Origin of the sequence: Streptomyces griseoaurantiacus, from assembly GCF_036189845.1 — a bacterium.
Classification (GTDB): Bacteria; Actinomycetota; Actinomycetes; order Streptomycetales; family Streptomycetaceae; genus Streptomyces; species Streptomyces griseoaurantiacus.
The window spans coordinates 3,839,966-3,862,626 of record NZ_CP108326.1; the positions used below are offsets into that span (position 1 = coordinate 3,839,966).

The 22,661-nt window shown below is 75.4% G+C and carries 17 protein-coding genes; 3 read left to right on the plus strand and 14 right to left on the minus strand.

Translation table 11 applies throughout. From position 1 onward, the window contains the following. Position 1 precedes the first annotated feature (1 nt). Positions 2–1,429, plus strand: a complete 1,428-nt coding sequence (locus tag OHB09_RS17145; protein WP_328922202.1) for an extracellular solute-binding protein — start codon at positions 2–4, stop codon at positions 1,427–1,429. Between the two features lie 10 nt (positions 1,430–1,439). Here the strand turns inward: OHB09_RS17145 and OHB09_RS17150 are convergent, their stop codons facing one another. Both OHB09_RS17150 and OHB09_RS17155 read right to left on the minus strand, forming a co-directional pair. Next, positions 1,440–5,792: an NACHT domain-containing protein gene (locus tag OHB09_RS17150; protein WP_328922203.1), complete on the minus strand. Its 4,353-nt coding sequence runs from the start codon at positions 5,790–5,792 to the stop codon at positions 1,440–1,442. A gap of 96 nt (positions 5,793–5,888) precedes the next feature. Beyond that, positions 5,889–6,074 (minus strand): hypothetical protein, encoded by a 186-nt coding sequence (locus OHB09_RS17155; RefSeq protein ID WP_006138814.1) that lies wholly within the window; start codon positions 6,072–6,074, stop codon positions 5,889–5,891. Between the two features lie 161 nt (positions 6,075–6,235). Here OHB09_RS17155 and OHB09_RS17160 point away from each other — a divergent pair, with 161 nt between their 5' ends. Then, a complete protein-coding gene (locus tag OHB09_RS17160) occupies positions 6,236–7,609 on the plus strand; it encodes a helix-turn-helix transcriptional regulator (RefSeq protein ID WP_006138815.1) in 1,374 nt (457 codons plus the stop codon). Positions 7,610–7,763: 154 nt separating this feature from the next. Next, complete coding sequence (locus OHB09_RS17165) at positions 7,764–8,525, plus strand: DUF4142 domain-containing protein (RefSeq protein ID WP_006138816.1); 762 nt, start codon at positions 7,764–7,766, stop codon at positions 8,523–8,525. A 7-nt stretch (positions 8,526–8,532) separates the two neighbouring features. Here the strand turns inward: OHB09_RS17165 and OHB09_RS17170 are convergent, their stop codons facing one another. From OHB09_RS17170 to OHB09_RS17225, 12 genes are all read right to left on the minus strand, one after another. After that, positions 8,533–9,936: an NADase-type glycan-binding domain-containing protein gene (locus tag OHB09_RS17170; protein ID WP_328922204.1), complete on the minus strand. Its 1,404-nt coding sequence runs from the start codon at positions 9,934–9,936 to the stop codon at positions 8,533–8,535. Beyond that, a complete protein-coding gene (locus OHB09_RS17175) occupies positions 9,933–10,565 on the minus strand; it encodes a phage tail protein (RefSeq protein ID WP_328922205.1) in 633 nt (210 codons plus the stop codon). Before OHB09_RS17175 ends, OHB09_RS17170 begins: the two co-directional genes overlap by 4 nt. Positions 10,566–10,590: 25 nt before the next feature. Then, complete coding sequence (locus OHB09_RS17180) at positions 10,591–12,549, minus strand: putative baseplate assembly protein (protein WP_328922206.1); 1,959 nt, start codon at positions 12,547–12,549, stop codon at positions 10,591–10,593. Next, positions 12,549–12,995, minus strand: a complete 447-nt coding sequence (locus OHB09_RS17185) for a GPW/gp25 family protein (RefSeq protein WP_006138822.1) — start codon at positions 12,993–12,995, stop codon at positions 12,549–12,551. The genes OHB09_RS17180 and OHB09_RS17185 overlap by 1 nt, the downstream gene beginning before the upstream one ends. Before the next feature lie 48 nt (positions 12,996–13,043). Beyond that, positions 13,044–14,948, minus strand: coding sequence for a VgrG-related protein (locus OHB09_RS17190; RefSeq protein ID WP_093591356.1), 1,905 nt, complete (start codon positions 14,946–14,948; stop codon positions 13,044–13,046). After that, complete coding sequence (locus tag OHB09_RS17195; protein ID WP_006138825.1) at positions 14,948–15,700, minus strand: CIS tube protein; 753 nt, start codon at positions 15,698–15,700, stop codon at positions 14,948–14,950. The genes OHB09_RS17190 and OHB09_RS17195 overlap by 1 nt, the downstream gene beginning before the upstream one ends. 38 nt (positions 15,701–15,738) lie before the next feature. Next, the gene (locus OHB09_RS17200) at positions 15,739–16,170 is read right to left on the minus strand and encodes a phage tail protein (protein ID WP_006138826.1); all 432 of its coding nucleotides are present in this window, start codon (positions 16,168–16,170) and stop codon (positions 15,739–15,741) included. A gap of 73 nt (positions 16,171–16,243) precedes the next feature. Continuing rightward, positions 16,244–19,756 carry a hypothetical protein gene (locus tag OHB09_RS17205; protein ID WP_328922207.1) on the minus strand — a complete coding sequence of 1,171 codons (3,513 nt, stop codon included), beginning with the start codon at positions 19,754–19,756 and terminating at the stop codon, positions 16,244–16,246. A gap of 1 nt (position 19,757) precedes the next feature. After that, entirely contained in the window at positions 19,758–19,922 is a 165-nt protein-coding gene (locus OHB09_RS17210; protein WP_006138476.1) for a DUF6760 family protein, read from the minus strand. Continuing rightward, positions 19,919–20,506, minus strand: a complete 588-nt coding sequence (locus OHB09_RS17215) for a hypothetical protein (protein ID WP_191854005.1) — start codon at positions 20,504–20,506, stop codon at positions 19,919–19,921. Before OHB09_RS17215 ends, OHB09_RS17210 begins: the two co-directional genes overlap by 4 nt. Further along, the gene (locus tag OHB09_RS17220; protein WP_006138481.1) at positions 20,503–20,946 is read right to left on the minus strand and encodes a phage tail protein; all 444 of its coding nucleotides are present in this window, start codon (positions 20,944–20,946) and stop codon (positions 20,503–20,505) included. The genes OHB09_RS17215 and OHB09_RS17220 overlap by 4 nt, the downstream gene beginning before the upstream one ends. A 61-nt stretch (positions 20,947–21,007) precedes the next feature. Then, positions 21,008–22,600, minus strand: coding sequence for a phage tail sheath family protein (locus OHB09_RS17225; protein ID WP_006138482.1), 1,593 nt, complete (start codon positions 22,598–22,600; stop codon positions 21,008–21,010). Between the last annotated feature and the right edge of the window lie 61 nt (positions 22,601–22,661).

Below are 22,661 nucleotides of genomic sequence, written 5' to 3' on the forward strand. Positions count from 1 at the left end.
CATGACGGCACCGGCGACCGGGCGGACGGCCGTCCGGCGCACGCCCCGTACCCGCCGGGCGCTCGCGCTCCTGGCGCCGCTCCTGCTGCTGCTCGGCACCCTGGCAGGCTGCACCGGAGGCGGCGGGCCGGGGCCCGAGGACACCGCCCACGACGAGCCCGGCGACATCGTCGTGGCCAGCGGCCGGGACGTGACCGGCAAGAACGGCATCCGGCAGCGGCTCATCGACGCCTGGAACCGGGAGCACCAGGACGACGGCTTCCGCGCCCGCCTCGTCGAACTCCCCGGCTCCGCCGACGCCCAGCGCAGCCAGCTCCTCGGGGCGCTGCAGTCGGGCAGCGCCGACTACGACGTGGTCAACCTGGACGTGACGTGGGTGCCGGAGTTCGCCGCCGCGCGGCTCATCCGGGCGCTGCCCGAGAACATGATCGAGAAGGACGTCGTCCCCGCGGTGGCGGACACCGCCCGCTGGGACGGCAAGGTGTACGCGGTGCCGTTCAACAGCGACGTCGGCCTGCTGTACTACCGGCCCGACTACCTGCGCGCGGCCCACGTCCGGCGCAGCGACCTGACCCGCGTGCACCTGTCCTGGGAGCAGGTGCAGAACCTCGTCCGGGACGTCGGCAAGAAGCCGCCCCGGGGGTACGAGAAGGGCTGGACCACCCAGCTCGCCGCCTACGAGGGCCGCACGGTGAACGCGCTGGAGGCTTTCGCCAGTGCCACGGAGGGCTTCACGCTCACCGGCAAGGACGGCCGCTACGAGGGGAACGTCACCGAACTCATGGCCGGCATCGCCGAGCTGGGCAAGCGCACCGACGAGCTGTACACCCTGGGCGACGCCGTCCGCTCCCACGAGGACACCTCCCTCGACGACTTCGCGGAGGGCCGCACCGCGTTCCTGCGCCACTGGCCCTCCGCCTACCGCACGCTGCACGAGACGCTCTCCGAGAGCCAGGTGGGCGTCACCCGGCTCCCCGGCCACGCCGTGCTCGGCGGCCAGAACCTGGCCGTCACGGCCTCCTCGCCCCGGGCGGGCATGGCCCGCGAACTGGTGGCCTTCCTCACCGGGAAGGAGAGCGAACGCTGCCTGCTGGACGCCGGGTTCGCGGCGACCCGCGCCTCGGCGTACAAGGACGACCACGTGACCTGCCGGCTGGCGGACGGCCCCGGCGCCGCGCCCACCCCGTCCCCGACCGGCGAGGGCACCGACCACATGCCCCGCGACCGGCACGGCCGCCCCGCCTACGCCGAGCACACGCTCCTGCCCGCGCTGGAGAGCGCCGTGCAACGCCCCCGCACGCCCCTGTACGGCGCCTTCACCCAGACGTTCACGGCGGCGCTCGGCCCCCTGTTCGGCGACTCCCCGCCGGGCGACGCCGTCCTGGCCCGCCGCCTGGACGCGGCACTGCGCGAGGCGTTGGGGGACTGAGCCCCGTCCGCTACGGCTCGGGAAGCGCCGGCAGCGGCGGGTTCCCGGCGCGGTGGCGGACCACCGCGGCCCAGGACGTCTCCGGCTCGGTGGCGAGGGCGGCGCGGGCAGCGGTGAGGTGGTCCACGGCGCCGTCGGGCACCGGCCCCCGGGTCGCCGTCACGGCCGTACCGGTGAAGGTGCGCAGGAGGGTCGCGCCGAGCGCGAGATAGGCGCGGACCTGGGCGACGACACGGGCCGTCTCGTACTCCTCCGGCGGGACGGGGGGCACCCGGCCCAGGGCCGCCTCCCAGTCGTCCGCCGCCACCGTTCCCTGCGCCACGTCGGCGATCCAGCGGGCGACGGCGGGCGCGGTGGCGCCCTCCAGGCCGGCCGCGTGCCGGGTCTGTGCGGAGAGCACGGCCCGGGCGTCGTCCTCGATCATTCGCTCCGCCAGCCGGGGAAGCCCGGTGAGCTGGCCGAGCGCGCGGTGCGTGGCCAGGCTCATCACCGCGCGCAGCAGATCACGGGGCAGCCCGCCGGAGAGGATCTGGCACAGCCACAGGAACGGGTCGGGCAGCCAGACGCCCCGCAGTTCGAGCAGTTGCCGGGCCTGCGCGAGGTCGAGCGGGCGGACGGCGACGACCCGGTCGAAGGCGCTGTCGAAGACAGTCCGCACGTCCAGCAGGTGCCGGCCGAAGGCGGTGAGGGCGTCCTCGGAGACGGCGACGAGGAAGTGGCAGCCCCGGATGCCGAAGACGGCCTTGAGGTCGTTGAGGAAGCGTTCGGCCTCCTGCGCGCTGCCGACCTTGTCCAGCTCGTCGATCCCGATGACGACCCGCCCGCCGAGCGCGCGCCGCTCCAGCGCCACATGGTCCAGCAACTCCCGGAACCGGCCCACCAGTTCCGGGTAGGTGAGCAGCTGCCGGGTGTGCTGGGTCTGCCCGGCGTCCGAGACCTGGAGCCCGCCGGGCAGGGCGAGCTGTGCGGTGCGGCCGTGCTGGTACGTCAACTGGTAATGCAGCAGCCGCAGATGCGCGGCGGCCGAGGCCTCGGCGCCTCCGCGCGGGGTGCCGCGGCGGCGGCGCGGCCCGCCCGGCCCGGTGAACGGGGTGAGCGACCAGCCCACCCCGGCCGCGACGAGTACCGCGCCGGCCGCGACGAGCAGGGCGTGCGGGTGGCCGGTGACCCGGTGGGCGGCGGAGGCCAACTGCGGCCGGAACAGCGTGCCGAGGACGAGGACGAGGCCCGCGAGGGTGGTGAGGGCGGCCCCGGCCCGGTGCAGCAGCGCGGTACGGCGGCCCGGGACGGGACCGGGGCGCCCGTCGGCGCCGGGCGCCTCCCCGGTGATCGCGCGGCACACCTCGGCGAACAGGTGGACGAGGAACTCGCGGGGGTCGTAGGAGGTCGGCGCGGGGACGAGGACGAGCAGGTCGTCGGCGGCCGAGGTGGGCCCCGGTGTGCAGAACCGCTGCATCAGGCCGGACTTGCCCGCGCCGCGCGGGCCGCTGATCCCGATGCTCGCGCTGTCGAGTTCGCGCAGGTGGTAGTCGATCTCGGCGGTGGCGGAGGTGCCGACGAACTGGTCGGAGCGGCGGGTCCCGGTGAGCCGTGAGGGGTCGACGGTGGGCAGCACGGGCACGGCGGCGGTGTCGTCCCCGGCCCGCAGCGAGCCCCGTAGCAACGGCATCAGCCCGTCCCGCGCGACGGCGGTCAGCCAGTCCCGCCGCGCCTGCCGCGCGGCGTCCCGGTAGCGGGGTTCCGACGACTCGGGCCAGTCGTCGGGGTCCTCGCTGCGGGTGGCTCGGGCGCGGACGACGTAGGGCCGGGCGTGGAGCCAGGCGAGGGCGAGGAGGAGGGCGAGGGTGCCGGCGGTGTACGTGACGTGGGGGCGGGCGTGGTCGGGGACGAGGGGGGCGACAAATGTCGCCGCGAGAAGGCTGAGGAGGACCAGAAATGTTGCCAGGTCCCAGGTGTCCAGCACATGGGATCGGTCGATCGGAGCACGGGCGTCCGGTCTCCAGCGGGGCAACAGGTGCTCCCGCCTTTCGCCGAGCAGGAACGCGCCGATCATCAGGACGGCCAGGAGAGCGACCGCGGACGTCGGGCGATCGCTGCTGCTCGGGCCCGACCTGGCGCCGGCGGCGAAGGCCAGCGCGGACGCCACTATCGCCCCGGTGCCGTACCACCCCGCCGCGGCCGGCCGCGCCCACCGGGGCCCGCGCAGTGACTCGGTCATCCGCTGCCGTGCCTGCCGGTAGCGCTCGTACGCGGGCCGTCCGGCGTCCGCCACCGTGCGCAGCTCGTTGTCGAGGACGGAGGCGACGCGGTCTCCGAACCGCTCCGCCTCGCGCTCGTACGTCTCCGCGTCGCCGTCCGCCGTGTAGGTCAGGTAGGCGATGGCCTCCGGCAGGGCGACGGTCTCCTCCCGGATCTCCGTGGCCGCCACCTGCACGGCCCGTACGTGGGGCAGCCGGTGTGCGCCTCCGGTGGCCAGCGCCGTGCGGACCAGGTCGTTGCGGAACGCGTGGCAGCCCCGGCCGTAGCCGTCGGCGCGGACCAGAAGACCGTGCGTCTCCGCCGCTGTCAGGAACCGGCCCAGGGCCGACGGCAGGTCCCCGCTGAGCACGAAGCGGAGATGGGTCAGCCGGTACCTTCCCCAGGCACTGCCGACGAGGAGGGAGAAAACGAACACGCCCGAGGGCAGGGCGATCTGGACATACCACGGCAGCGCCTGCCAGCCACCACCGTCCGTGGTGAGGGCCGCGGGGAGGCAGAGGAGCACGGTGAACCCGCATGCGTTGGCCAGTGCCACCCGTCCGTTGGCGCGCAGGTCACCCGTTGTCCGGCCCTCGGAGGGTTCGGTGTCCGCGCGCGTGGCGACGACGACGTATCCGGCACACAGGCAGGCGAGGAGGAGGACGAGACCGGAGGGCGAGGACAGCACCAGGGGCCGGGCACCCGGAACGCCGGTCAAGGGCGCACCCCAGACGCACACGGCCGCCACCGCCGCCGCGCCCACGACACGGGGCGCCCGGGGACGCAGCAGCCGTACGGGTGCGGTGCGCGCCTGCGAGGCGAACAGCAGGAGGGACGCGGGCAGCAGCATCCACGCGACCCGTCCGCCGAGGTGGCCGTCGACGGCGCACGCCAACGACAGCGGAACGACCAGCAGCACCACCGCGAGCGCCGCCCACAGTTTTCGCGAACCGTACTTCTTCGCCATCCGCCACCACAGCAGCAGCCCGTCCTCCTCGCCGCCCATCGCGTCGGTGAGGAGTTCCAGGCGCTGCCGCCGGTTGCTGCCGCTGTGGCCCTCGATGGTCGCGGTCGGGTCGGCGGTGTCGAGGATCCGCTGCCGGATCGCGTCCTCGTCGGGGAAGCGGTCGCCGGTCAGTTCGGCGGGGTCACGGAGGCTCGGGTCCGCGTAGCCGCTGACCGCGAGGGAGAGCAGCCAGGGGGAGGAAAGGGCGTGCGACAGGGGGCTGTCCCGGTGGGCCTCCAAGGCCCGCGCCACGGGTGCCCAGCGGTCGCCGCCCACCGTGGCGACGTGGCTCGCGATCGTCGAGGCCGGGAGCAGGCCCAGGTGCACCACCTCTCCGAGGGCCCGCTGCCGCGTCACCTCGTGCGTCTCCGAGCGGGAGGTCAGGACGTGGCCCCGGGAGCGGGCCAGCCATCCCCGCAGCCGGGTGACGGCCGTGTCGCGCTGGGGCGCGGGGATCGCGTCGAACCCGTCGAGGACGGGCAGCACCCGCCACGCCGCGACCAGGGCGCGTACGTCGTCCTTCTCCAGCCGGTACCGCTCGGCGAGCGCGGAGACGAACCACTCCTGCGCGCCCGTGACGGCCGGGTCCCAGGTGGAGAGGTCGGCCAGGACCGGCACGGGCTCGCCGTCCTGGTGGTTCTCGGCCCGGTCCAGGACGAACCGGTGGGCCGCGGTCGTCTTGCCCGAGCCGGGCGGCCCCACGAGGACCACCCGCCTGCGGCGCCGGTCCCTGTGCAGCTCCGCCAGGCTCCAGTACACCGACGCCCCGGAGGGATCGTCCGGGCGGACGAGCAGCGGCGGGGAGAGCACCCCCTCCAGCCGCCGCAGCGCGTCGGACTCGACGGAGCGGACCTGGGCGAGCAGCAGGGCGGCCAACTGGTCCGGGAGCGAGCGGCGCATGAGGAGCGGCGCGGACCTACGCCGGAACAGGTCCCTGAACAGGAGGGTCCCGGACGCCGTCGCCCCGCTGAGCGCCACCACCGCGACGACCGTGCTCACCGAAGCCGACAGCCGGGGCCCGTTCAGACAGAGCGCCGCCACCCCGACGACGACCAGCGCTCCCCATCCCGCGACCAGACCCCGGCGCGGAACTCCGCGCGCCTCCCGCGAGTTCACCACCGCCGCATCATCGCGCACCCGGTGGCCGAAGGTGCGGGGATCCGGGCGGACTCAGCGCCCGGCGGTGGTCACCGGCCCGGCGTCACGGGCCCGGCGTCACCGTTCCCGTGCCGTCACTCCCGCGATGCCGGCCATCCCGGTGTCCCCCACCTGGTGGACCGTCGTCGTCTCCTCGCGGTCCGCGCCCGCCGGGCCGGCGTTGGCGGCCAGGAGCAGGGCGGTGACGGCGATGAGCGCGGCACCGAGTCCTCGGACGTATCGCGCGGACGTGCCTCGGGTCATGAGGAACCTCGCAAGGTCGGCGGGCGAACGGCGGTCGCGGCCGATCGGCGGCGCCGGCGGTCGGCCTCGCATGACAGTGCTGCATTAAGCGTGTTTAATACGGCGCTTAACGTAGAGCCTGTGGGAGCCTGACCACAAGGGATCCAGGGGGAGTTGGGGCTGTGGGAGAACATGCTGCGGGTGAGCAGGAGGACCGCGACCGGCCGGAGGTGATCGGCCGGCGGGTGCAGCGCCTGCGCACCGCCCGCGGGCTGACCCAGCGGCAGCTCGCCGAACCCGCGTACACCCCCGCCTACATCTCCACCCTGGAGGCGGGCCGCGTCCGCGCCTCGGACCCGGCACTGCGGCACATCGCCGAGCGGCTCGGCGTGGCCTTCGAGGAACTCGCCACCGGCCGCTCGCCCCACCTGGCCACCGGACTGCGGCTGCGGCTGACCGACGCGCAGCGGGCGCTGGCCACCGGGGAGGCGCCGGCGGCGGCCGAACAGTACGCGGAGCTGCTCACCGAGGCGGAGGAGCACGTGCTGCCCGCCGAGCAGGCCGCCGCGCTGCTCGGGCTGGGTGAGTGCGCCATGGACATGGGGGACGTCACCGAGGCCCGCGAGTACTTCGAGCGGGCCGAGCGGTGCCTGGCCGACGCGGGGGCGCCGCTGCCCGCCCGGGTCCCGGCGGTCCGCGGCCGCGCCGTCGCCCACTACCTGGCGGGCGAGATCCGGTACGCCTGCTACCTGCTGGAGACCACGCTCGACGAACTCAACCGCTCCGGTCTGCACGACCCGGACGCGCTGCTGCTGCTGTACGCGAGCGCGATCGGCCCCTACATGGACATGGGCACCCACGCGCGGGCCGCGCAGGCCGCCGAGTTCGCGCTCGCGCTGGCGCCCCAGGTGGAGGACCCGGCGCTGCTCGCCCGGATGCACCGCTCGGTGGCCCGCACGCTGATCGCGGAGGGCCGCATCGCCGAGGCCGACACCTCGCTCGCCAAGGCCGCCGAGCTGTACCGGCAGCTCCAGATCCGCACCGAACTGGCCAACTGCCACTGGATGCGCGGCTATCTGTACGCGCAGGACGGCAGGCTGGAGCGGGCGGAGAGCGAGCTGCGCGAGGCGCTGGCGATGCTCTCGGAGACCTCGGCCGCCCTGTACAGCAGCCAGGTCGCGGTGGAGCTCGCGGACGTCCTGCACCGCAGGCAGCGCTCCGAGGAGGCCTCCGAGCTGCTGCACGGCGTCCTCGGCGGGCTCTCCCCCGAACGCGGGGCCGTGCACGCCGCCGCCGCGCACCGCCTGCTCGGCATCATCGCCGAGGACGCCCGGGACACGGACACCGCCGAGGAGCACTACGTGCGCGCCCTGAGCCTCCTGGAGCGCGCGGGAGCCGTCGGGGACCTGGCCGACCTGTGCCGGCTGCTGGGGGACCTGTTGCGCCGCACCAACCGGGTGGAGGCCGCCCTGGACGCCTACCGCACGGGCCTCGGCCACCGCACCGCCCCCGGCACCACCACGCTGGGTCCGGCCCCGGCACAGCCCCCGCTGTGACCGGGCGGGAGCGGCCCGATGGCCGTCTGTGACGAGTGACACGTGAGGGCCCCGTCGATTTTGCCCTTCCTTTAGGCGTGCCCGCGCGACGCGTCCGTATCTCTGGGCGTCCGGCTCCGCCCGCGGTGGAGCGATGACGCGATCAGGAGGTGCCATGGGCATTTCACGTAGCGCGGCGGGAACCCTCTTCGTCGGAGGCGCACTCGCCCTCACCATGGCGGCGATCGCCTACCCCACCATGCTGGGGTTCCAGACGACGGCCTCCCAGTCGAGCCGCGTGATCGCCAATCCCCCCAGCGGCCCGCTCACCGAGGCCGACCGGGACTTCGTGGTCAAGGTGCGCGCCGCCGGGCTCTGGGAACTGCCCGCCGGCGAACTGGCCCTGAGCAAGGGCACCACCGAGGCCGTGCGCACCGCCGGGCAGCACCTGGTCAACGGGCACGCCACGCTCGACGAGGCCGACCGCAGGGTCGCCCAGCAGCTCAACATCGCGCTGCCCAACCAGGCGAGCCCGCAGCAGCAGGGTTTCGTCTCGACGCTGAAGTCGGACAAGGGCAAGCAGTTCGACTCCGACCTCGCCAACATCCTGCGGGTCACCCACGGGCAGATCTTCTCGACGATCGCCAAGATCCGGGCCAACACCGAGAACACCCTGGTCCGTCAGCTCGCCAACCAGGCCAACATCACCGTCCTCGACCACATCACGATCCTCGAGGCGACCGGGCTGGTGAACTTCAACCAGGTGCTGTTCCAGGAGACGACACCGCCCAAGCTGCCCAGCGACCAGCTCACCCCGCCGCCCGCACAGCCCGGCACGGCCGTCCAGCCGCTGACGCCGCCGCCCGGCTTCACTCCCCCGGCCACGGTCGTCCCGGCGACCCCGGGCGCGGGGGACATCACCAAACCGGCGAGCTGAGGCGGGCTCAGGAGCCGTTCGCGTTCGAGGGGCCGAAGAACTCGATCTCCGCCAGCGCCACCTGCTTTTTCTCGGAGGCCGCGTAGGAGGACTCGACGGTGAGGCGGACGGCGGTGACGTCGTGGGCGCGGAAGGCGCGGCGCTGGGCGCCGGCCACCTGGTCGAGAGCGATCCTCCGGGTGCTCGTGCGCCCGTCGGCCGTGGTGATGCGGGCCTCCAGGAAGTGCGGCAGCGCGGACTGGTTCAGCTCGTCGGCGTGGGTCGAGACCCCCGAGGTGACGAGCACGTCCAGCAGGCGGGTGGGCTGCGCGAACCGTGCCTCGATCCACTCGCCCTTGCCGGACTGCACCACGCCCGGACCCCACCAGGTGTTGTTGAGCTTGTCGAAGGCGAGCGCCGGCTTGTGTCCCGGGTACGAGCGGGAGGCGCGGACGGTGTCGGGCGAGAGCGGGGCGCGCTTGGCGAAGTGGTCGCGGGTGGCCTGGACGCCCCGGGGGATCTGGAAGCAGGCGTAGACGGCGCCGGTGAGCACGAGGGCGGCGACCACCCAGGTCAGGATGCGGTCGAAGGTGCGGCGCAGACGCGGGCGGTCCCCGGCCCACGGCGTCTCGCGGTTGCCGAAGTCCGTCATCCGGCGCCACCAGGAGCGGTTCACGGCCGCCTGCTCCTCGCCCGCCAGGGACATGGCGCAGCGGACGCAGTAGTGGCGGCCCGGCGGGTTGGGGGTGGCGCACCAGGGGCAGGGCGGTCCGCCGATCGCGCCGGCCGCCTGCCCGGGCGCCCGCACCTCGGGCCGGTCGGCCACGGGCACGCCGGGCAGCACGGGGGCGACGGCCGGTCGCGGGACGGTACGGGGGGCGGGCTCGTCGACGGGGACCAGCAGCGAACGCGCCCGGTCGGCCAGTGCCTCCGGGCCGCCCGGGGCGTCCCGGGCGTCCTGGGCAGGGGCGGTGGCCGGGCCGGCGGACAGGGGGGTGGGGAGGGTGTCGAGGACGTCCGCGGTGCCGGTGCCGGTGCCGGTGTCCGTGTCGGTGGCGGCCCCGGCGGTACGGGGGGCCGCGGCGGCCCCGGGGCCGGGGTCGGGGTCGGGGCCGGGGTCGGGGTCGGGGGACTCGGGCAGGGCCGGGTCGGGCCTGCGGGTCAGGAGCGGGTCGGCGGGATCGGCCCGGGAGAAGGCGTCCCAGGTGGGGTCGCCGGACCGGGTCTCGGTCACCGAGGCCCCGGCCGCCGGCGCGGGTTCGGCCGGCGCCGGGGTACGGGTCGGCAGCGGGGGGCGGGCCGGCCGGGCGGTGTCGCCCGCGCCGTCCCCTCGGCCGCGGCCGGTCCAGCCGAGCACGGCACCGCAGCCGTCGCAGAAGGACTGACCCGGTTCCGCGCGGGTCCCGCACTCTGCGCAGTTCTGCGTGGTCATTTCTCCGGGTTCCTTTCGGCGGCGGTCACCTGAACCGTGTAGGGCATGTGGGCGGGGCGGGCGGCCGCGACGAGGGCGTCGAGCCGGTACGTGTCGGCGGGGGTGGGCCGCGGCAGCCGCAGCCGGACGTGCAGCCGGGGGCGGGGTTCGCCGGGGAACGGGCCGAGCGGGCGGGCGCTCCAGTCGGCGCCGCCGCTCTCGGTGATCTCCGGCTCCGCGCCGAAGGCGAGCCGCACGGTCTCGGCGAGGCCGGCGCGGGTGCCGCGGATGCGGTGCAGGTGGGCGGCGGCGGCCACGGCGGCCCGCAGTCTCGCCTCGGCCCGCGCGCGCTCACCCGCCTCGGCGGGGTCCGACGGGTCGCCCGAGCGGGCCGGGTCGGCGGGGAGGCCGCCGGATTCCGTGCCGTCCGTCTCGGCGCCGACCCAGCCGCCGAGCCAGCGGACGAAGTCGGCGGGCGCCAGGGCGGGGGCGAAGTAGGCCTCGAGGCAGTCGAGGACGTTGAGGATCGGCGCGAGGACCTCGTCGAGGCCGGCGACGAACCGCTGCGCGAGGTCGTCCTCGGCGAAGACGGCGGGCAGGGTGGGGCCGAGCGGCGCGGACGAGGCGAGCCCGTCGACGGAACCTCTCACGGGGTCCTCCTCCCGGGGCGGCGGCTCACGCGCCCTCGCCGATCACGCGGACCCGGTGGTCGTAGGAGAACACCAGGGAGGGCCGGCTCAGATCGATGCGGTCGGTGGGCTCGCCGCGCTTGCCGGTCAGCGGGTCGGCGGGGTGCAGGGTGACCTCGTCGACGAGTTCCACGCCCGGGACCCGCTGCAGGACCGCGAAGACCTCGCCCGACTGCACGGGTCGGCCGAAGGGCCAGCCCTTCCCGTCGGCGCCGCCGGTCAGCGGGTCGAGGTGCCGGTAGAGCGCGTCGTGCGCCCGGCGGCGCACCTTGTCGGTGTCGACGCCCCGGAAGGCGTGCACCGTGGCCACTACCGTCACCCCCTGGTAGAACGGCGGGCCGACGGCCAGCCGGGTGCCGATCAGCCGGCGTTCGTCGAGGTGGCGGGTGATACGGGACAACAGGGCGTCGCCGGGGACGAGTTGCTCGAAGCGCAGCCGGCCGCCGGGGTCCGGCACCGCCTGCGGCACGACCAGGACCCGTACCGCGTACGCCCCGTGCTCTCCTTCCTCGCCCTCCAGGCAGGTGATGCGCGCGGTCTCGGGGGCGGCCCTGCGGGCCAGCTCCTCGTAGTCCCGCAGGGTCACCGCCCGCTCCTGGGCGCGCAGGGTGATCGGGGCGCGCGCCTTGGCCTCCTCGACGGTCTCCCCGTCGACGCCGCCGCGCGCGGCCTCCCGGTTGACGACCTCCGAGACGTACGGGACGGAGGAGCGCAGCACCCGCACCGCACCGCGCGCCACGTTGCCCGAGCGGCCGCCGCCGGTGCAGTAGCGGCGGGCGCGGACGACCGCGCCCTTGGCGGCGACGGCCCCGTACTGCCGCAGCGAGCCGTCGGGTTCGCGGACGGCGGGGCCGAAGGCGATCTCGCCGGTGGTGGCGTCGAGGGTGAGGTGCCGGTCCTCGGGGCCCGAGGCGGCGAAGTGCGGCACGACCGTCCAGTCCGTCCAGCCCTCGGGGCCCGCCGTCTGCAGCAGCAGCGGCGGGTCGTCGCCGACGACGGGCGCGTGGGCGAGGCGCAGCCGCTGGCCGGGCAGGCCGGTGGACTCGCCGAGCGCCTCGTCGTACACGGTCTCCGCGTGCACGGCGGGCGCGGTGCCGCCGAGGGTGACGGCCTCGGCGGACCGCACGGTCGGGGAGGTGGTGTAGAAGGGCTGGCCGGGCAGCGGCTCGGTGACCCGGCAGCGCAGCCAGCCGGCCTCCTGGCCGCCGGTGCGGGACAGCACGTGGCCGCCGGGGACGTGCAGGACGACCGCGCCGGGCCGGTTGAGGCCGCCGGTGCCGTCCCGGTCGACCTCGCAGGTCACCCAGCCGTCCTCGGTCCACGCCTCCCACACGAGCGGCGGCTGCCGGGGGTCCACGCCGACGCCGTCCACCCTGCTGTCCAGCTCGAGGGCGACCGCGCAGTGCGGCACGGCCGCGGACAGCCCGAGGACCATGCAGTCGCCGGGCCGCGGGGCCTCGGCGAAGCACAGGACGTCCTCGCCCTCGGCGAGGTCGGTGGTGCGGTCGGTGACCGCCTCCCCGGCGCCCTGGGTCACCAGGTATCGCAGGGCGCAGGGCACGAGGGTCAGTGCGCGCTCGGTGGCGAAGACGACCGCCTCCTCGCTCTCGGTGCGCACGGTGGCCGCCTCGGTGCCCACCGGCAGCAGCACCGGGTCCTCCTGCGGGGCCGACAGCCAGAACGTGAGGTCGGTGCGGGCGGCGGAGGGCGGGAAGAGGGTGATGCCGACCAGGTCGAGGAAGGCCAGGTGGTTCTTGTCGGGCACCCGGTTGAGCCGGTAGACGATCTGGTCCGCCATGTGCGCGACCGTCTCGACGAGGGTGACCCCGGGGTCGGAGACGTTGTGGTCGGTCCACTCCGGGGCGCGCTGCTGGATGTAGCGCTTGGCGTCGTCGACGAACTGCTGGAAGCGGCGGTCGTCGAGGTTGGGGGAGGGCAGGGCCATCACAGGTCGCTTTCGGGAGCCGCGCCCCGCGAGGGGCCGGCGGTGTCGGATTCCTCGTGGGAGGGGATGACGTAGAACGGGAAGACGAGGCTGCGCGGGTTGTTGGTGCCGCGGATCGAGTACCGGACGTCGATGAGGAGCATCCCCTCGTCGGGGCCCGCGGTGACGTCGATGTCGTGCACCTCGATGCGCGGCTCCCAGCGGTCCAGGCTCGCGTGCACCTCGTGCTGGACGCGGCCCGCGGTGGCCTCGTTGACCGGGGAGAACACCATGTCGTGGATGGCGCAGCCGTACTCGGGGCGCATCGGCCGCTCCCCCGGCGCGGTCGCCAGGATCAGCCGGATCGCCTCCTCGATCTCCCGCTCGCCGGAGACCAGCGCGATGCCCCCGGTCGGGGAGATCCGCAGCGGGAACGCCCACCCGGATCCGACGAACTGCTCGGCCATGACGGCTTCACCCGCCCTTCTTCTCGTGGCCCGGTGCCGGTCGCGGCATCACGGGATCGGATACGGCTTGTTGTTGACCAGCACCACGCCCTGCAGCGCGAGCGTGACGGCGCGGATGCCGACGTTGGCGACGGAGTTGACCTGGACGGTGCCGCCGGAGGTGACCGTCGTGGCGCCGAGCGCCTTGAGGCTGAGGGCGCCCATCGCGTCCACGGTCACCGCGCCCGCGAGGGACGTGACGTTGACCGGGCCGCGGCCCTCGACGTTCAGCGTCCCGCCGCTCTTGATCGTCAGGTTGCGGCGGGCGCTGAGCGTGAGGTCGGTGCCCGCCTCCACGGACACCGAACGGCCGCCCTTGATCGTGACGTCGCCCGCGCTGTCGACGACGATCTCGGTGCGGGTGCGGTCCAGGGTGATCGTCAGCCGTTCGTCGCCGGTGGTGAGCCGCACACCCTGCTTCCGGCCGCCGGTCTTCTGGCTGAGCAGGTCCACGCGGTTGCCGTCCCGGTCGGAGACCGTGTGCCGGCTCGCCTTCTTGCGCACGGTGTCGTGCAGCGGCACGTCGGCGACCCTGGTGGGGGTGTCCCGGCCGTTGTAGAGCCCGCCGATGACGAACGGGTGGTCCAGGGCGCCCCGGTCGAAGGCGACCAGCACCTCGTCGTTGACGTCCAGCGGGAAGATCCCGCCGCCGTCGAGGCCGCCGAGCTGCACCGTCCGGGTCCAGTCGCTGACGTAGGTGTCGTCCAGCCAGGGGAACCGCAGCCGGACCCGCCCCTGCTTCAGCGGGTCGTCGACGTCGGTGACCAGCGCGTTGGCCACCCCGGGCAGCCGGGGCCCGGCCGTGGTGGCGCCGCCCGAGGCGAGCCCGTACAGCGAGCGCCACTGCCGGCCGCTGACCGTGACCGAGGTGCGGTAGGCCCGCCCGTCGCCGAAGACGTGCCGCACGGACGTCACGGTGTACTTGCCCTCGAAGGGCTCGCCGACATCGCTCAGCGTGACGGGCATCCCGGGCCGCAGGTGGGGGTTGCCGTGCACCGTCAGGTCCAGTTCGGCGAACGCGGCGGTCACGTCGTCGGAGAGGGCGGCGGCGGCCGAACGGACCTCGGACTGGCGGTCGTAGGGCCGGTCCGTCTCGACCAGCTTGCCGCCGCGGAAGGCGGTGGCCGCCTCGCCGGGTGTCCTGCCGATGTCGATCCCGGGGTTGGTGCGCGCGGGGGAGGTGCCGATGACCTCCTTCTTCGTCGTCACGTCCCAGCCGCGCGACTCCACGGTGGCGACCTGGTCCGCGGCGGTCACGGCGGCCCGGCAGCTCAGGATGTCGACACCGCCCTGGAGCACGGACGAGCTCTTCGCGCCGGGCATCGACGTGGGCGGGGCCCCGGAGGCCGGGTCGGGCCTCTCGAAGCAGAACCGGCCACGGGAGTCCAGCGACATGACCATCTCGTTCTCGTCGGCCAGCCGGGACAGGAAGTCCCAGTCGCTCACGTTGGACTGGCTGATGAAGTCGTACACCGTCTTCGTCGGTTCGATCCGCCCGAGGTCCACACCGTCCCGGGCGGCCAGCCTGCGGGCGATGTCGGAGGCGCTCTGGTTGCGGTAGGCGGCCACCCGGCGGCTGCGCATCAGCCGGTGCCCGGGGTCGTAGCCGCGGACGACGGTGAAGGTGCCGACGCCGTCGTAGTCGGTCTCCATGCCGGTGACCTCGCCGGTCAGCAGGGGGTTCCCCACGCCGTCGCCGTCGGCGATCGGGGTCAGCACCACGGCCGTGCCGAACTTCACCTTCAGGTCGCGCAGCAGCAGGTGCCGTGGATCGCGGAAGGTCAGCCGGAACGCGGCGGGCACCCCGACGCCCTGGTCGACCCAGCCCTCGACCAGCAGGGGCCGGTACTCCGGCGGCAACTGCCTGCCGTCGAGGGTGACGCCGAGAATGCTGGAGAAGGCGGCCCGCACCATCAGTGCCGCACCTCCTCGGCGGACGGAAGGACCAGTTCCGCGCCGTTGGACAGCCGGGAGGGGTCGTCGATGCCGTTGGCCTCCGCGATGGCCCGCCAGGCGGCGGCGTCGCCGTACTCCCGCCAGGCCAGCGACTGCAGTGAGTCGCCGGCGACGACCCGGTGCACGCGCTGCGCGGTGAGCGCCCCGGACGTCGGATTCTGCCCCTGGGTCGTGTTCGGGATCTCGTGCAGGCTCAGCCGGCAGGTCGCCCGGATCGGCACGCCCGTCGTCCCGAACAGCGTGTACGTGACGTCCACCGAGCTGACGTACGCGGTGAACCGGGCCGTGGAGAACGCCCCCCACTGGAACACCACCCACGGCGGCGAGGGCTGCTTGGCCGCGAGGCTCCGCGAGGTCACCTCGCAGCAGGACAGGAGCGTCCGGGCCTTCTTCAGCACGTCGTCGTCGTCCGGCTCGTCCGACTCGTCGAGGAACACCTCCATGCTCATCTCGCGCGGTTCCGGCCCGAGGAACTCCGGCAGCGAGCCGTCCCGGACGGCCTGCGCCGGGGCCGCCTTCCACTGGGCGCGGCGCCCGAGCTGGATCTCGGCGGGGTTGAAGTCGAACTCCAGGGTCTTCGTCAGCATGCCCGGGGTGGTGCTGTAGCCGAGCGGCGGCTCGTGGATCGCGAGAGTGGCGCGCGCCAGGCTGATGCCGGCGCCCGCGGCGATGTCGTTGAGGCTGTTCATGGCGTTGTGGCCCTTGGCCATGGCGTGTTCCTTCGCTCCGTTCCGTGCGCCCGCGCCGCTCAGTCCGTGTCGGTGAAGCCGTGGTGGGCGATCTCCAGGACCTCCGTGGCGACGGCCGGGCCCGAGGGGTCGAGCTGGGGGCCCTGCCAGCTCACCGGCAGCACGTCGATCAGCCCCCAGCGGGCCACCTCGGAGCCGTTGGCGCGCAGGGCGGCGATCTGGGCGGTGGGCCGGCTGATGCCGGTGGTGACCGAGGAGATCCAGGCGGCGACCTTGGAGGTCTCCGCCGTCAGGGGGCGGGTCAGCCGGATGTGGGAGAACGTGACCCGGGTCGGGAGCTGCCAGACGAACCCGTTGTTGCCGCCCTCCTGCCGCTGCTCGATCTCCACGGTCGACGACAGCCCCTCGCACCCGTTGAAGGTCCCGAGGTCCTCGCCGTCGATGGTGAGGGTGAAGAAGATGGTGGAACCCGGGTCGGTCTCTTCGGACATCCAAGGGGCCTTTCTGGGGCGGCCGGCGGCGAGCGGCGTTTCGGTCGGGCGGGGGCGGCGGGATGCCGGGGCGTCAGGAGCGTGGGTCGCGGAGTCTGCCGACGCGCTCGCGGTCCAGGCGGAGTTCGGTGCGCAGGAGCCGGGTGACACGTCCGATCAGCCGGTGCGTCAGCTCGTCCAGGTCGGCGTCGCTCCATTCACGGCGGGCGGGCGGCTCGTCCGGGAGGGCGGCGTGTGCGGCCCGCCGCTGGATGTGGGGCGCGCGGGACGCGGGGGGCGGCTTGGGCGCGGGAGCCGGCGCGGGAGGCGCGGCCGGGACGGGCGGGGTCGCGCGTTGCACCGGGGCGCCGAGGCCGGGACGGGCGGGCGCGGGGGCGCCGGGTCCCGTGTGCGGCGGTCCCGCCACGGCGGGGCCGGAGCGTTGCGCGGCGCCCCGCGGGGCCGCCGCGCGCTGCACGACGGGGCGGGCGGCCGCCGGGTGCGGGTACTCCGGGTGCGCGGTGGGCCGGACGGCCGGACCCGGGACGGCGGCCCCGGGGAGCGCGGACGGCAGGACGCCGGGCGCGGGTGCGACGGGGCCGCCCGCCGCGGGCCGGTCCGCGGGCGCCCCGGGTCCGGTGGCTGCGGTTCGCTGCACCACGGGCACCGAGACCGCGCCGAGCACGGCACCGGGACGCGGCACGTCGATGCGCCGGACCACGGGGAGGCCGCCGGGGGACGGGGCATCGCCACGGGCGGGGGTGGGGAGCGCGGGGGCGGCCGCGCGGGTTCCGGGGCCCTGGGGGGCGGCGGCGCCGGGGCGGGTGACCGTGGCGCGTTGGACGGCCTGGTGGTGGAGGGTCGTGGGGGCGGAGGGCTGCGAGCCGCCGCTCGTGGGGGTGTCCGTGTCGGGGCGGGCGACGGTGGTCCGCCGGACGACGGGGAGCACGCCCGGGGCCACGTCGCCGAGACCGGAGACCGCGGGGGCGCCGGGCCGGAGGCCGGCGGTCGTGGGGTGGTGCGCGGAGGTGTCCCTGCCGGTGCGCGCGGCTTCCGCTCGCTGGACGACGGGGGGTGTGACGGCGGAACGGGGGGCGGCCGGTGTGGATGTGGGTGTGGGGGCCGTGCCGGGGCGGGGTGCGACGGGCCGGGGGTCGCCGGTCGTGGGGTGGTCGGCCGGGGTGTGAGGGGCTTCCGCTCGCTGGACGACGGGGGGTGTGGTGGTGGAGAGGGGGGTGGCCGGTGTGGGCGTGGGGGCCGTGTTGGGGCCGGGCCTGCTGGGCCGGGGGCCGCCCGTGGTGGGGTGGTCGGCCGGGGTGTGAGGGGCTTCCGCCCGCTGGACGACCGGGGGTGTGACGGCGGAACTGGCGGCTGCCGGTGCGGACTTGGGGGTGGTGGACCGGTCCTCGCCGCTTGCGGGACGGCGTGCGTGGGTCTCCGTGCCGGCGCGGGTGGCCTTCGCCCGCTGCACGACCGGGGCCGCGTCGGTGGAACGGGGCCCGGCGGAAACGGAGTTGGGCGCGGGCGCCGAACCGGGCGCCGAACCGGGCGCCGAACCGGGCGCCGAACCGGGCGCCGAACCGGGCGCCGAACCGGGCATCGAACCGGGGCCGGAGGTGGTGGGTGTGGTGGGCCGGGGGCCGGGGGGCGTGGGGTGGTGCGCGGAGGTGTCCGTGCCGGTGCGGGTGGCCTTCGCCCGTTGGACGACCGGAGCGGCGGCCTCGGCGGAACGGGGCGCGGCCGGGCCCGGGTCGGGCGCGGGCGTCGTGCCGCGGGGCGTCGGGCGGGTCACCGGTACGGGACCTGCGGGACCGGAGGCCGGGGGGCGGGTCGCGGGCCCCGCGCTCGCCACCGGGCGCACCACGGGGACCGCACCGGTGTCCCGGCCGTCTGACGCCGTCGCCCGTTGCACCACGGGAGGCGTGGTGCTCGCGCTGTTGTCCGGACCGGGGGCCGTGGGGCTGCTCGTGCCGGTGTGCGGGGGCGAGGGCGGCGTCGTCCGCCGGCCGGGCGGGGTGGCGGACCGCCCGCCCCCGGGAACGGCGGACCCCGCGGTCTCGGGCCGGGCTCCGGGCGTGCGGGGACCGGCGGGGGCCGGGGCTTCGGCCCGGCCCGGCGTCGCCCGCTGCACCGCGGGCGTTCCACCGTCCGCACGTCCGCCCGCGGGCGGCACGGCGGTGCCGCCCGGACCGTCTGTCGTACGGCGGCTCGCGGGCGTGCCCGCACCGGCGGGCCCGGCCGTCCGCCGGGCGACGGGCGCCGCGCCGGGACGGGCGGCCGGCGCGGTGGGCCCCGGCTCCGTGGTGTGGGAGAGGGGAGCGCCGAGTCCCGGCCGCACGGTGCGAGGAGGGCGCACGGGGGCGCCCCCGGACTCGGCCGTCTCCCGGGCCCGCGCCCGCTGCACGGTGGGCGCGGGGCGGGGGGCGTCCGCGCCGCTCGGCGCCGTCGTGCGCCGCGTCCTGGCGGAGCTCGCGGGCCCGGATGCCGCCGGGGCGGGTGCCGGGCCGGGGGCGACGGGCGGGGTGCTGTCCGCGTGCCGTCCGCCCCTCACCGGACCGTCTGCCGAGACGGGGGCGGGCCCGGTCACAGGGCGGGTCGCACTGCCCCCGGGACCGGCCACGGGCAGCGGTGGCACGGCGGCCGGGGTGCCGGCCGCGGGCGCCACCGCCCGCTGCACCTCCGTCACCGCACTCGCCGCCGTCGTACGGGTCTCCGCGCCCCTCGCTCCGGGGAGCGGTGGCGCGGTGACCGGCGCGGGCTCCGCCGGCTCCGCCGCCTTCGCGGCGGTGGCGGACGTCGTACCGCGAGGCGCGCCCGTGTCGCCCCGCGTCGCCGCCGGGGCGTCCGCGGGACGCCGTACGGCCGGAAGTGCCCGACGCTGCACGGTGGTCGACGCGGCCCGGGACCTGGTCAGGGGCAGCGGGGCGGACGAGGGCGCCGGGGGCGCGGGCACCGGCCGGGGTGCCGACCGGCTGGTCGGCCGTGCCGCCGTGCCCGTCGCACCCGGCCTGCCGGGCGTGCCCGACCCGCCCGGGGGCGTGGCGCCGCGCACCGGCACCGGGGAACCGCCCGGCGTGGCGGACGGCCCGGGCAGGGGCAGCGGCAGGGGGGCCGCCTCGGCGGCCGCGCGCTGCACCGGGGGCCCGCCCGTGTACGCCACCGGGCGGGTCACCGGCAGTCCGCCGGTGCCGCCGCCGGGCGCGGGCGAGGGGGCCGCCGCCGGGCGTGCGCCCGCCGCCAGTCCGCTGGTCATCCGGTCGGCCGCCCGTCCGTCCAGGACGGAGGGGGAGGCGGTCGCGGAGAAGGACGGGTCCTGCCAGGTCGGCAGCCGGCCCCCGAAGCGGGCGTCCGCGACCCCGGCGGGCCGTGCCGCGGACACGGGGAGGAGGGGCGGCAGCGCCGCCCACTCGGCCCGCACGACCGGCGCGGCGACCTCGGCGGGCGCCGGGCGCGGCGCTCCCGCGCCGCCCGCCGCCGCGCCGCCCGCCGCCGCGCCGCCCGCGGCAGCGGCCGGTTCGGTCCGTTCGGCCGGTTGGGCTCGTTCGGTCCGCTCGGTCCGCTCGGTCCGCTCGGGCCGTGCACCCCTCAGCCGGTCCAGGAGCCCCATCTCAGGCCTCCGCCCCGGCGTTCGCCCTCGTCACGAGGGACGCGATCCGGTCGGCGTAGGCACGCCGGTCACGGTGCTCCAGGTCGAGGATCTCCTCGTGGCTCCAGTGGAAGTGGTAGGCGACGTACGCGATCTCCTCGTACAGCCGGTCGGTCGCGTACGTCACGATTCCCCCAGGCGGCTCCCGCCGAGCTCCACCTCGAAGGGTTCCGAGCAGTGCGGGCAGCGGACCGCCGCCCGGGTGTGGCCCTCGGCGTTGATCTGGCGGTAGAAGTCCTGGAGGAAGGCGAGGTCGGAGGCGAACATGTTCTCCACGACCCCGTCGTGCACCGAGGTGAGCGTGCCCAGCCGGGTGATGACCCGGCCGAGGAGCACCACCGACAGATAGGCCGGGTTCTCCTGCACGCGGAGGTCCCGCAGCGGGATCAGTTCGTCGCGCGCGGTCGACAGCCGCATCACCCCGTCACGGTGCACGGTGCCCTGCTCGTCGACGTATCCGCGTGGCAGGTGGAAGGGAAACTCCGTGCGCAGCACGTCGGATGCAGTGCGCAGCACGTCCGTTGAAGTGCGCAGCACGTCAGGCGCGGTGCGCGACGCGTCCGGTGTTCCCGCCCCGGCGGCCGGCGGGGCGGTGGCGGACCCGCCCGGTTCCCCGGCCGGGCCGCCGTGCCCCGCGGGGCCGGCGGCCACCGCCGTGCCGGTGTCCGCGGGAGCGGCGCCCGCGGACGGGCGCGCAGCCGTCCGCCTCACTCGACGACCAGTTCCTCGAAGGTGATGGTCACCGTCTCGGTCAGCGTGGACGCCTCGCCCGCCGTCACTCCGCTGATGTCGATCTTGCTGCACCACGCGTTGCGCATGTTGTAGCGGACGACCGGCGTGTTCATGTAGTCCATGTACATGATCGTGGCGTTCTTGCGGGCCATGGCCATGTTGCCGTTGACCGACTCGGTGATCCACTGGTTGAACGCCGCCGACTGCGTCCTGCCGCGCACGACCGTGCAGGTGCCCGCCTTCTTCACGCCGGGCATCTTCTTGGTGACCGGCCTGCCCTGCGCGGAGACCTGCTGGTACTCGATGACGTCCTGTTCGATGCTGAGCCCCTCGACCTTGGCGAGGTACTCGACCATCACGCCGTCGATCTGCAGGCCGAAATTGTGTGAGGTGAGGGCGTCACCCTGCGATGCATCCATTGCGCTTGCCTTCTGGGAGAGTTGACGAACGGGGACAGCGGACTACCGGGGCGGGACGCGCCTACTCCTCCAGTTCACCGCTGCCGCTGGAGAACTGGGCCAGCCGGAAGACCACGAACTCGGCCGGCTTGACCGGCGCGATGCCGATCTCGCAGATGACCCGGCCGACGTCCACGGACTCCGGCGGGTTGGTCTCCTCGTCGCACTTGACGTAGAACGCGTCCTCGGCGCGGGCGCCGAAGAGGGCGCCGGAACGCCACTCGTTGACGAGGAACGCCGAGACGTTGCGCCGGATGCGGGCCCACAGGGCGTGGTCGTTCGGCTCGAACACCACCCACTGGGTGCCCAGCAGGATGGACTCCTCGAGGTAGTTGAAGTACCGGCGGATGTTCAGGTAGCGCCAGGCCGGGTCGGAGGAGAGGGTGCGGGCGCCCCAGATGCGGATGCCGCGGCCGGGGAAGGCGCGGATGCAGTTGACGCCGATCGGGTTCAGCAGGTCCTGCTCGCCGCGGGTGATCTGCAGCTCCAGGTCCACCGCGCCCCGGACGACCTCGTTGGCGGGCGCCTTGTGCACGCCGCGCTCGGAGTCGTTGCGGGCCCACACACCGGCCACGTGACCGCTCGGCGGGACGATCCGGGACTGGCCGCTCGCCGGGTCGAAGGCCTTGATCCAGGGGTAGTACAGGGCCGCGTACTTGGAGTCGTAGCCGGCGGTCTCCTGTCGCCAGACGCGGATCTCGCGGGCGTTGAGGCCGGGCGGCGGGTCGATGACGGCGACGCGGTCGCCCATCAGCTCGCAGTGGGCGATCAGGCCGAGCTGGACCGCCTTGACGGCCTCCAGGTCGATCGCGCCGCGCTGGTAGGCGGCCATCAGGTCGGGCACCGCGACCATGGAGATCTCGTCCACGGCCTCCAGGCCGCCGAAGCCGGTGCGGTCGGCGGAGTCGCCGAGGTACTGGGCGGGGCCGGGGTGGCCCTGCCCCGCGGCGTTCGGTACGGCCGGTGCGGCGGCGGGCGCGGCGGGCAGCTCGACGGTCTGGTTCTCGGGCCGGGCGAGCTGCCCGGCGGGGGCCGTCTCGGTCACCGCGATGAGCTTGGAGCGCTCCTTGACCTGCGTGACGACGTAACTGCGGCCGCCCTTCTTCGCGCTCACGTCGAAGCTCTCGACGGCCTTGCCGCCGTCCTTGACGATCAGCTTGAACCGCTCGGCGGGGCCCTCGCCCTCCGGGTCGGCGACCTCGACGCTCAGCGCGCCGTTCCGGCCGGGCGCGAGGGCGCTCACGCTGAACGTGCCGAGCTGCCGGGGCTCGGCGGGCGGCAGCGCGGCGGGGGCCGCGGAGCCGGACACGGCGGCGGGGGAGGAGCCGCGGGCCGTCGCGGCGTCCTCGGCGGAGCCGCCGACCCGTATGACGTAGGCGGCCGAACCGCCGTTGTTGAAGAAGCCGTAGACGGAGTGCGCCAGGTAGTACCCGTCGGTGAAGTCACCGAAGGCCGCGACGTACTGCGTCCAGTTGGTCACCAGCGTCGGCTCGTTGAGCGGGCCGGTCGGAGCGAGCCCCACGAAGGCCGCCACCGAGGTGCCCACCCCCTCGATCGGGCGCGAGCCGCTGGCCACCTCCTCGACGTAGACGCCGGGCGACAGATAGGACGGCATGTTCCGCGCTCCTTGGGGGTACGGGTCAGAGGGTCCTCCCACCCTCGCGCGCGAAGCACCG

Bases quoted from the DNA above. Each gene is read 5' to 3' on its own strand.
- OHB09_RS17205 (WP_328922207.1), bottom strand. From the start codon at position 19,756: ATGGGGCTCCTGGACCGGCTGAGGGGTGCACGGCCCGAGCGGACCGAG.
- OHB09_RS17195 (WP_006138825.1), bottom strand. From the start codon at position 15,700: ATGGCCAAGGGCCACAACGCCATGAACAGCCTCAACGACATCGCCGCG.
- OHB09_RS17155 (WP_006138814.1), bottom strand. From the start codon at position 6,074: ATGACCCGAGGCACGTCCGCGCGATACGTCCGAGGACTCGGTGCCGCG.
- OHB09_RS17225 (WP_006138482.1), bottom strand. From the start codon at position 22,600: ATGCCGTCCTATCTGTCGCCCGGCGTCTACGTCGAGGAGGTGGCCAGC.
- OHB09_RS17220 (WP_006138481.1), bottom strand. From the start codon at position 20,946: ATGGATGCATCGCAGGGTGACGCCCTCACCTCACACAATTTCGGCCTG.
- OHB09_RS17165 (WP_006138816.1), top strand. From the start codon at position 7,764: ATGGGCATTTCACGTAGCGCGGCGGGAACCCTCTTCGTCGGAGGCGCA.
- OHB09_RS17170 (WP_328922204.1), bottom strand. From the start codon at position 9,936: ATGACCACGCAGAACTGCGCAGAGTGCGGGACCCGCGCGGAACCGGGT.
- OHB09_RS17180 (WP_328922206.1), bottom strand. From the start codon at position 12,549: ATGGCCCTGCCCTCCCCCAACCTCGACGACCGCCGCTTCCAGCAGTTC.
- OHB09_RS17200 (WP_006138826.1), bottom strand. From the start codon at position 16,170: ATGTCCGAAGAGACCGACCCGGGTTCCACCATCTTCTTCACCCTCACC.
- OHB09_RS17185 (WP_006138822.1), bottom strand. From the start codon at position 12,995: ATGGCCGAGCAGTTCGTCGGATCCGGGTGGGCGTTCCCGCTGCGGATC.
- OHB09_RS17190 (WP_093591356.1), bottom strand. From the start codon at position 14,948: ATGGTGCGGGCCGCCTTCTCCAGCATTCTCGGCGTCACCCTCGACGGC.
- OHB09_RS17145 (WP_328922202.1), top strand. From the start codon at position 2: ATGACGGCACCGGCGACCGGGCGGACGGCCGTCCGGCGCACGCCCCGT.